The organism is uncultured Sphingomonas sp. (genome assembly GCF_964237335.1).
Lineage (GTDB): Bacteria > Pseudomonadota > Alphaproteobacteria > Sphingomonadales > Sphingomonadaceae > Sphingomonas.
In genome coordinates this window covers 1-9339 of record NZ_CAXSHM010000063.1, presented here as the reverse complement: position 1 = coordinate 9339, position 9339 = coordinate 1, and the positions used below count along the sequence as shown (strand labels likewise).

General features: G+C 63.0%; 10 protein-coding genes, 1 tRNA gene and 1 pseudogene. 3 read left to right on the top strand and 9 right to left on the bottom strand.

The window, feature by feature from the left end:
* A tRNA-Val gene (locus tag ACFE65_RS16885) sits at positions 1 to 75 on the top strand.
* A gap of 1100 nt (positions 76 to 1175) precedes the next feature.
* On the opposite strand, the gene ACFE65_RS16880 is transcribed toward ACFE65_RS16885, so the two are convergent.
* The 7 genes from ACFE65_RS16880 to ACFE65_RS16850 form a co-directional block, all read right to left on the bottom strand.
* Positions 1176 to 1319 carry a hypothetical protein gene (locus ACFE65_RS16880; protein ID WP_375383525.1) on the bottom strand — a complete coding sequence of 48 codons (144 nt, stop codon included), beginning with the start codon at positions 1317 to 1319 and terminating at the stop codon, positions 1176 to 1178.
* Positions 1320 to 1551: 232 nt separating this feature from the next.
* The gene (locus tag ACFE65_RS16875; RefSeq protein WP_375383524.1) at positions 1552 to 1830 is read right to left on the bottom strand and encodes a hypothetical protein; all 279 of its coding nucleotides are present in this window, start codon (positions 1828 to 1830) and stop codon (positions 1552 to 1554) included.
* Between the two features lie 48 nt (positions 1831 to 1878).
* Positions 1879 to 2112 carry a hypothetical protein gene (locus ACFE65_RS16870; RefSeq protein ID WP_375383523.1) on the bottom strand — a complete coding sequence of 78 codons (234 nt, stop codon included), beginning with the start codon at positions 2110 to 2112 and terminating at the stop codon, positions 1879 to 1881.
* Between the two features lie 557 nt (positions 2113 to 2669).
* Positions 2670 to 3629: a phosphotransferase family protein gene (locus ACFE65_RS16865; RefSeq protein ID WP_375383522.1), complete on the bottom strand. Its 960-nt coding sequence runs from the start codon at positions 3627 to 3629 to the stop codon at positions 2670 to 2672.
* Between the two features lie 82 nt (positions 3630 to 3711).
* Entirely contained in the window at positions 3712 to 4563 is an 852-nt protein-coding gene (locus ACFE65_RS16860) for a YsnF/AvaK domain-containing protein (protein WP_375383521.1), read from the bottom strand.
* A 29-nt stretch (positions 4564 to 4592) separates the two neighbouring features.
* Entirely contained in the window at positions 4593 to 5249 is a 657-nt protein-coding gene (locus ACFE65_RS16855) for an OmpA family protein (protein WP_375383520.1), read from the bottom strand.
* Positions 5242 to 5649: a YsnF/AvaK domain-containing protein gene (locus ACFE65_RS16850; RefSeq protein WP_375383519.1), complete on the bottom strand. Its 408-nt coding sequence runs from the start codon at positions 5647 to 5649 to the stop codon at positions 5242 to 5244. The genes ACFE65_RS16855 and ACFE65_RS16850 overlap by 8 nt, the downstream gene beginning before the upstream one ends.
* A 167-nt stretch (positions 5650 to 5816) precedes the next feature.
* On the opposite strand from ACFE65_RS16850, the gene ACFE65_RS16845 reads away from it, so the two are divergent.
* A complete protein-coding gene (locus ACFE65_RS16845) occupies positions 5817 to 6173 on the top strand; it encodes a hypothetical protein (RefSeq protein ID WP_375383518.1) in 357 nt (118 codons plus the stop codon).
* Positions 6174 to 6218: 45 nt separating this feature from the next.
* Here ACFE65_RS16845 and ACFE65_RS16840 read toward each other — a convergent pair.
* Positions 6219 to 6383 (bottom strand): annotated as a pseudogene (locus ACFE65_RS16840) (IS256 family transposase); the annotation flags it as partial.
* A 133-nt stretch (positions 6384 to 6516) separates the two neighbouring features.
* Between ACFE65_RS16840 and ACFE65_RS16835 the strand changes: the two are divergent.
* On the top strand, positions 6517 to 8133 hold the full coding sequence (locus tag ACFE65_RS16835) for an FAD-dependent monooxygenase (protein ID WP_375383517.1): 1617 nt from the start codon (positions 6517 to 6519) through the stop codon (positions 8131 to 8133).
* A gap of 201 nt (positions 8134 to 8334) precedes the next feature.
* Here the strand turns inward: ACFE65_RS16835 and ACFE65_RS16830 are convergent, their stop codons facing one another.
* Complete coding sequence (locus ACFE65_RS16830) at positions 8335 to 9264, bottom strand: LysR substrate-binding domain-containing protein (protein WP_375383516.1); 930 nt, start codon at positions 9262 to 9264, stop codon at positions 8335 to 8337.
* Positions 9265 to 9339: the final 75 nt, after the last annotated feature.

The window sequence follows — 9339 nt, the reverse complement described above, 5'->3', positions numbered from 1 at the left end:
GGGCGTGTAGCTCAGTGGTAGAGCACTGTGTTGACATCGCAGGGGTCGCAAGTTCAATCCTTGCCACGCCCACCATGAACCCGCCGTCTTAGTCGATAACGTAGCCGGCTTTGTCCTCGCTCGTTCCGATTTGGAACTTCCTCGTAGTGCGGTCGAGGTGCGGCGGGGCGGTGATCGGATCGGAAACGAATGGTGACCCGGCCCGTCTACCTAGTCGGCAACAGAACCGACCGGGTTCTCCACTCCGCGGTGAGACCCGACCGCAGCTAGCCTCTATGCCGCCGACGTACGCAGTTGCCGTAATCGTGTCTTCGCGGATTGCAGGAGTCTGGACGAGCCGCGCGTGTGGGCAGCGGCCCGTCGGAAGCCAGGCTGGAGATCCTCTGGCGGCCGACCCGGCAGCTTCCTGAGGAGGCAGTCTTTCTGGAAGAGGAAGTGCTTGAGCTGCCATCGCCTGTGGGCACGAGCACGGCCCGGCCGTCGTTCGCCGGCGACCGAAGGCGGCATTTGCCGTAGCTGGCAACCAAGTCCCCCCGACGCGGATGCCGAGGCTCGTGCCGACCGCACGCGAACTGATCCGCCCGGTCAGGAACAGGAACAGGTCCCCGCCAAGGCTGCCTGCCTGGCGGGACGAAGCACGCAGGCCGGCAATCGAGCATTAGCGAAGTCGAGGTGACATCCGCATGCGTCGGGGAAGGACGAGTCCGGTCAGGACGTACGGATGGTTCTGCAGGTTCGCACGCGTGCCGGCACAGCGGTGCGGAGGTTTGATGCCAAGCCACTTCAACGCCTCGGCAGGCCCGATGCCCGACCGCGCTGCTCAGCACCACCGTGTCGGCTTCTATCCGTGACGACGAGCCCTCGTGCCTCACCCGCACGCCCCTGACCCTGAGGCCGTCGAGGCGGATGGTGTCGACGTGCGTCCGCGAAAGGATCGTCAAGTTGGAACGCCGCCGAGTGGCAACGTCCAGATAGGAAGTCGCCGACGTGACCCGTGCGCGCTGATAGGCATGGGGTAGAAGCCGTCATCGGGGCTTTCGTTGATGTCGCGGTGAAAGCCAAAGTCCGCTGCTGCGCGGCATCGCGCATCGCCCGTGCATAGGGGCCATCGCGCCTCCGCCACGTAATGGATCGGATCGCCAAGAGCCGACCTGGGCTGATCCTCGCGATACGCGTCAGGTCTCGCGGCCCTCGCCGACCTTGAAGTCGAACAGCGCGGCCATGCTCATCGGGCTATGCTGGACCAACAGCAGCGTCTGTTTCCTTAACGCTTTAGTCGCGACGCGAACTAGGGCTTCGGAGGAGAAGTCGCTGACCATCGCAAAGCGGCCAACCAATCACTTTCAAGGTTGGCACGCCTGCCCTGCCGTCATCTGATCTAGATGTATTTTGCCCAAAAACGCGAGCAAGATGACGGAGATAAGTACTAAAGCAGCCAGTAGGTCCCAAGCACCCTAGGCGACCAGAAAAGAATAAGACGTTGATTTCGAGCACATACTCAAGGCGTAAGTCACAAGGACAAAATCAACACTCTAGCAAGCCTTCCGAGGTTCAACCTCGGCTTGCGAAGCTCGAGGCGATACTGGCAAGCCCGCCTTCTCCGCCGAGATGACCAACGATCTGCTGAAGCAGGTCCGGTGACAGCCCGGTGTCGTTCGAGGCAGTCTGGACGGTATCGCCTGGCTGCGGATGCGCATTGGCGAGGGCGCCGATGGCGTTCTCCGCAACGTCGGGACTTAGCCCGACTTTCTGCGCGATGTCGGAGATGATGGCGTTGTCGCCGCCACCCCCACCCATGACTTGACCAAGGATACCGTCGAGAAGGCCCATAGATATTTCCTAAATACGTGAACGACAGCAGTTCGGATCAGATCTATCTCACTGGTGCGCAGCAGGAGCTGACGCATGCTGCCCTGCCGCGGCTGCAGCCTTGTGCTTGTAGTAATAGTGCCCGGCTACGCAGCCGGCCATCGCACCTGCGACCGCATGATGATGAGCATAGTGGCCCGCGACCCCGCCCGCCACTGCGCCGCGGATACACCCCTTGGCCAACGCTGGCGCGGGCGCGAGCAGAACGGTCGCGCTTAGAAGAGCGACTGCGAACTTCGACATGATATCTCCTTTTCGGGGCTAATTACCGATGTGGTGCGTCTTGGGGTGATGCACTCCGTCGCCGATACGTGCCCCGCGTGGGTGTGTCGGTCAAGTCCACGGACGGGTGCAAGCCGCTGATTCGACGAGCGTATACAAGGTAGGCGTCCGGACGCGGCCGCGCCAAGCAAAAGAGCAATGAACCTGAGGACCGACGTGGTAGCGACGCCGGACCGTGCGGCGTCGGCAGCCCTGGTCGCCTTGGCCTTGGCCGCTTCATACGTCTGCCGTGCACCGGCTGCCGCGCGATTGATCCGCGCCTGTGCCTCAGCCAGCGTGATGTGCGCCCATTGGGCGAGGCCATCGACAGCGCGGAGCCTGAATCGTCAACGCCAAGACCGATGTCGAGTACTGCCGCGCCGATGCCAAGCATGTTGAGCAGAAGCTGCGTCACCAGGGCAGCGGCGACGCCGGCGAGGATGGCGCCCCGAGCGACACGGTTGGAAAGACCGCAGCGGTCATGATCTCTCGTTTTGAAGATAGAATTGCGCGTAATCGGAACAACTTGTCATCTGGCACTATCGCGTGTTCGATCGTGTACGGAGCAATCGCTCGACGGCGATGGCCTGCTGGTCGAGTACCGTGCCCGCTGCGCCATCCCGGACGGCTTCGTAGAGCTGGTCGATCCGATAGCGTAGGAAGTGGTTGCGGGACCGCTCCGGCAATCCAGGGTCCGCGCCGTTCGAGTCATAGTGGCGGATGGCACCCTCGGCAGCGCGACGGCCATAAGCCCAGAACCCGATGAAATCCTGGGCCGGGTCGCCCAAGGCAACGTCGCCGAAATCGATGACGCCGGCGAGTTGACCCGCGCGCTCATCGATCAGCACATGCTCGTCTACGAGATCACCGTGCAGCACAACCTCGCGCGGTGCACGCTGCTTACCATAACACTCCGCGAACCGAAGGACCGGCTTCCCCAGTGAAGGCCAGCGCCCCACGATTAAAGAAAGTCGATCCTGTACAAGCCTCTTCGCGAACTGCGCGGCGGACCATAGTCGTGGCCACTCGACAGGTAGCCGGATCGAAGCAGGGTCGATCCCATGCAACGCTTTCAGGAGTGCAACGATACCATCGACGATGGCGAGGCGCGACGCCGGAGCAATGTGGCGCAGGCGGGTAAGGGTTACAGGAACACCTGCGATCAACCGATACCCTCCAAAATCGCGTTTCGGCGCGACATACTCGTAACCAGGAACGGAGATCGTGGTCGCCTGGCGAAGCTGATCGAGCACGAGGAGTTCGAGATCCAGGTCATGCTGGCCGTCGCGAGGAAAGCGGAACGCGAGTTGCTCGTCGAGGATCAGGAGCCGGTGGTCACCGCCTCCTTGCTCCACCCGGACCGCGGCTGTGCTGATTTTGGGCCTGACGACCGGAAAGGCGTCGTGGACGGTTCGGAGCAAGCGCTCCCGTGTGCGGGTGTCCTTGTGTGCGGTATGATCCGGTGATGAAATCGGATCGTCGGTGTTTCCCAGATACATGCGGATGCGATCCTTTCTAATCAGGTGCCGGATCGCCGGCGAGCGCCGCCCGGGAGCAGTCCCGGGCGGCGCTGCCTCCGCGTCAGCGGCGGTAGGCGGGGTCGATCGGCTTCGTGCCGGTCAGACCGCCGACCTTGCCGGTGTCCTCGTCGACTTCCACGTCGGTGCGGCGGACGGTGTCGTCGATCTCCTCGACGCGTTCACCGCTGGTCTTGGAGACGACCACTTCTTCGACGACGCGTGCGGTCTTGCCGACCACGGCTTCCTCGCCAGTGGCGGTCAGCTCGATCGAGCGATCGCGGAACGCATCGTCGGCGTCCGTGATCGGCCGGTCGACAGCGCGACGCTGAACGTTGATCCGCTCTTCGCGCAGCCGGACCTGCTCATGAACCGGGACCTCGGTGACATAGGACCGTACGCGGGCACGGCCGCGATCGACCTCACGCTTGCCGACGACCAGCTTCTCCTCGACCACCGGGATCACCTCCTCGGTCGCGTTGCCGGTCGTGCCGAGCGTGCCGGTGTTCTTCTCGCCGAACGCGAACGCGCCAGCACCGGCTGCGGCCGCGGGTACCTTCCAACCCGACTGACGCCACTGGTTTGAACGCTCGTCGATGTCGACCGTATCGGCCTCCTCGAGCACGCGCACGGCCTCCTCGACCTGTTCCTCGCTGACGTCCGCGGTCAGCAGGAACCCGCCGCGACGGACACCTTCCTCATAGGTGTGGCGATCCTCGTCGGGGAGGAACGCGTTCTTCACCGAACCCCACATGCCAGGATTGGCATGGGTGGAGCTCGTGTCGGCGCTGTAGCCTTCGCTCGACTGGTCATGGATGCGGACGTGCGCGGCACTCACGGTGGACGCCTTCAGGCGAGCCTCGGCTGCATCGGCATCGGCGCGGCGATCGAACAGGGCGGTGATGGTACGGGTCATGGGTGCTCTCCTTGGTGGGGACTAGTGGGTTACTTGGACATGACGACCAGCTCGGTGCGGCGGTTCTGGAACTGGCCGCTCGCGGTCTGGTTGCTGGCGACCGGATTGGCGTCACCGCCACTGGCGGTGGTGATCCGGCCGGCGACGATGCCGGCATCGGTCAGCGCCTTGCCGACCGCAGCAGCGCGGTCGGCGCCGAGCTTCGTGTTGATCGCATCGGTGCCGCGCGCATCGGCATAGCCGACCAGCTTGATCGCCGCCTTGGGATACGCCGTCAGGATGCGGGCCAGCGCGGCGAGCGTCGGCTGATCGTCCGCGCGGATCTGCGACGAAGCGGTGTCGAAGTTCAGCTTGTCGAAGGTGAACGTGCTCGGCGCGGCAGCGTTGCTCGCGAGGAACGCCTGCAGATCGTAGTTTAGCGTCTTGGGCTCGAGATCGACGACCGTTCCGCCCGGCAGCGTGACGTGCTTGACGCCGACCGGCGGGGTAGCTGCAGTGTTCGTGACGGGACTCTGCGTCGGCGCCGGCGCAGCGACGACATCGTCGTGCCGGTTGCAGCGGCTGAGCGCCAGCAATGCGGCGAGAATGCCCAGAATCAGCGCGATCCAGGCCAGCCAGTTGGTCTTCTTCTTCTCGATATGGATCTCACGCGGCGGTGCGCCGCGCGGGTCGTTCGGATCAGCCATTGTTCTTGCTCCCTGTTGTTTCTTGCGCCGGATGCTCGATCGTCGCCTGCGTACGCCGAAGGGTGACCGGGATCGCGACGCGCTTCTGCGTCTGTTCCCGCGTGACATGGATTTCCTCGACGACGAACAATCGCTTCCCGATCACCAGTCGCTCTTCCACGACCGATACGATCATCGTGTCGCCTTCCTCGCGCGGCGGCGGCGCAGTTTCCACGGCGCGATCGGCGGCGATCCTCTCGATCCGCAGCACACTGCGTTCGAGCTGATCTTCCACCAGGACGTCGTGGGTCTCGACCGAGGTACGGATGCGCACCGCGTCCGTCGTCACCGCGATCTTGTCGACGATGACCGCTTCCTCGATGATCGGGATCGCCAAGGGCGAAGCATCGCGTTCGTGCATTGCGGACCGATCGACTGTGCGAGGCCACCGGGCGTGGTTCCCTCGCTATCTGGCCCTTGTGCCTTACGCCGCCCGTGCGGTGTCCACCCTTATGGGCTGGACAGGAGCGCTAACAGTCTTCGTCCGCCCGAGTTCCAATTGTTAATAAAAAGTCCAGCCTGCCTCAAATGATCGATGATCCAGGGTTTGATCCGGTTCGAGCGTACCGCGATTCCGGACGCCGACCTTTTTGCCGCTTCCCGTCAGCGGTTGGGCGACGGGTCGCCGACCTGAACCTGGCCGGTCCTCTTGGCCAAATCGATATCGATGACCTCACCAGCCTCGCGGCCACCTCGGCGCGGACGATCAGCCGACTGGTCTCGCCGGAAACGGGACTGACCGACAAGGCCTGGCAGCAACGAGCGCAGGTCCCTGTGAAGATCGAGCGGCTTTCGGCAGCCGATACGATTGCACAAGTGGCCGCGCGCGCCGGCTTTGCCAGCACGGCAGCATTCAGCCAGATCGTGTCACACCGCTTGGTGTAGCGTCGACGGCGTAGCCGCGTCGATCTCCGACCAAGCCGGTATCGATCAAGTGGCCATGGCTAGCGTGACGGTGGGATCATCGCTCAACTGGGCGACGCTTTCCAGCGTGATGTAGCGGCTCCGCTGAACTGCCTACTCGTCATCCTGCTCGAGCAGGGGCGCGCCGACGTGACGGGCGACGGCGTCCTCGTCGGAGAAGATGCCAGTGACTGACGCCCCGATGCGATCAACTGTTTCGTGACTCAAGACGCCGTGGGTGCGGGAGTGGCTGATAGGCCGCGCGCATCGTTGCTCGGCGTTGGGTATCCTACATCGGACGCGTGAGCGAGGTAGGTGCCTTGACATGGAAGGCGTCGGCAACATGGTGGAACATCGAGTAGTCGTGGTCGGGGCCGGACCGTCGGGGCTCGCCGCGGCGATCGAACTTGGGATGCGCGGCATCGCCTGCACCATCATCGAACGACAAGCGCGCGCTGGCTACGCACCCCGTGCGAAAACGACCCATACTCGCACCCGCGAACATCTGCGCCGTTGGGGCATCGCCGACAAGCTGGCTGCTGCCTCACCCCTCGGTATCGATTATCCGTCGCACGTTCTCTACGTCACTCGTTTGGCTGGCCCGTTGATCCACCGTTTCGAGAATGCGCTGCAGTGCGCGCCCGACCGTGACCAGCGTTACTCAGAGCACGGCCAATGGATTCCGCAATACAAACTCGAAGCCGTGCTGCGCGACCATGCGCTGTCGCTACCCGGCGTCGAACTGTACTACGGTCAGGAGTTCGTCGATTATCAGGAGAACGACGAAGGCCTGTCGATCCGCGTCCGTGACGGAGGTAGTGGCGACGAGATCGAGATTCGTGCCGCCTATCTGATCGGCGCCGACGGCGCGCGGAGCAGTGTGCGCGAGGCGATCGGCGCGACGATGATCGGCACCTATGGCTTGTCGCGCAACTACAATACGATTTTTCGCGCGCCAGGGCTGGCTGAGGCGCACACGCACGGCCAGGGCATCATGTTCGCGCAAGTCAACGACGACGTGCCTGGTTTGATCGGGCCGATGGACGAGGACGACCTGTGGTATTTCATGCCCACCGGCCTTGCTCCAGGGGTGACATATACCCCGGAAGAGGCGGTGGATGCGATCAAGCGGTCGACCGGCATCGATTTGCCGTACGAGATCCTGAGTTCGGACGAGTGGGTGGCAAGCCGTTTCCTCGCCGATCACTATCGAAAGGCGCGCGTCTTCCTGGCGGGCGACGCCTGCCATCTTCATCCGCCGTTTGGTGGCTTCGGGATGAATATGGGCGTGTCCGATGGAGTCGACCTTGGTTGGAAAATCGCAGCGGCGCTGCAGGGGTGGGGCGGTCCCGCTTTGCTCGACAGCTATGAGATCGAGCGCCGCCCGGCTCACGAGTTTGTGCTCGACGAATCGGAAGCGAACCACGCCTCCTCGCCCAACATGCTGTTCCGCCCCGGACTGGAGGACGACACGCCCGAGGGCGAAGCGGCGCGGCGCGAGGTGGAAGAGATCGTCGTCCGCGACAAGACACCCGAGTTCTACGCGTTGGGCGTGGTGCTCGGCTATTGCTACCGCGACTCACCAGTGATCGTCGACGACGGGAGCGCGGCGCGCTGGACACGCTCGCGCACTTACGTGCCTTCCGACGCGCCGGGCTGCCTTGCGCCGCACCACTGGCTCGATGACGACACGTCGCTCTACGATCTGTTTGGGCCGGGCTACACGCTCCTGGTGCTCGGCGATGGGGTTGATGAGGAGGCGGCCCGGCGGGAAGCCGCGGATACGCAGACTCCACTTATGATCGTACGCGTCGACCACGCCGCTGTGCGCGCGCTGTATGACCGTATGTTGACGCTGATCCGCCCGGACCAGCACATCGCGTGGCGCGGCGATGCGTGGCCCACGGATGGATTACTGAAACGCGTCACCGGGCGCGACTGACCTTGCGCTGATCGCAACTGCTCACCGTCGGTCACTGCCAGTACGGTGATCAACACCATAGGCAAGCAGATTACGTGGTCGGGTAGCAAGCTCTACACGCGTGACGCCGTTTTGAAGTTACCTCGCACGAGATGTGTTTACAGCGCTGTCGTGATGAGCGTGCTCTGATAGAGCTTGATGGCGATCTGCCAGGACGATCTGTTAGGTCCCCGGAACACCCCCTGCGCGGCGGTGCACATAATGGGCAGCTGCGCGGCGCATCATGTCATGCAGATGCTCAGCCACTGGAGTCAGGGGCATGTCTTTACGGCGCGCGATACAGATCGGCGGCGCTGACAATGCCTCGCTCAATGGAAGCGCTTCAAGCGAAAAGCCAGCCGGAGAAGAGTCCAGCCACTGGATAGGCAGGATCGTCAGTAAGTCCGAGCTGGTAACGCTGACCAACGTCAGCAAGGCGGAGCGCGCATGGGTCACAATATTGGGAGCAGGCAGTCCTCGCTCGGTGAAGATTGAGCGGAAGTCAGGCTCTGCTCCACTATCCGGCCAAGCCGGTTGGATCCAGCGCTCGCCTGAGAGCTGTTCCAGACGACGCGCAGCGCCCGCGGGATGGCCTTTGCGCGCGATAACGACGCGCCAATTCTCAAACAGTTCTTCAACCTCGATCCTTGAAGTAACGTATTTCAGGTCGAGTGGCCCAACGTATAAGTCTACTTCGCCAGACAGTAACCGGCTTTGTATTGGCTGGAAAAAGCCTTCCGACATTTTAAGAATGGTATCCGGGTATCGCTTCCTGAACGCCGTTACGGCTGAGGGCATCAAGCTCATGCTCGAAGCTGTGGAAAATGCCACCGAGACCTCGCCGGTGCCTGACCCCTTGAGCTGCTCCACCTCTTCCTCAAGACGTTGGAACTCAGCTTGGATCCCGCTAGCGCGACGGACAACCGCTTCCCCGATGGTCGTAAGTCGAACACCTCTTGCATGTCGTTCAAACAGGGTCGCACCGAGCTCCTGCTCTGTATCGCGGATGCTGCGGGTCAGTACTGGCTGAGCAATCCCAAGGTGGCGGGAGGCAGCACGTAAGCTACCGTTTTGCGCCACTGCGACAATGTCCCGTAAGTGATTCAGCTTCAAGCGCTATCCTTCACGAACCGGGTAACTGCTCACGGGGTTGGCGGGAGAGGGTTGCGGTGGGCGCGAGTATCTGAT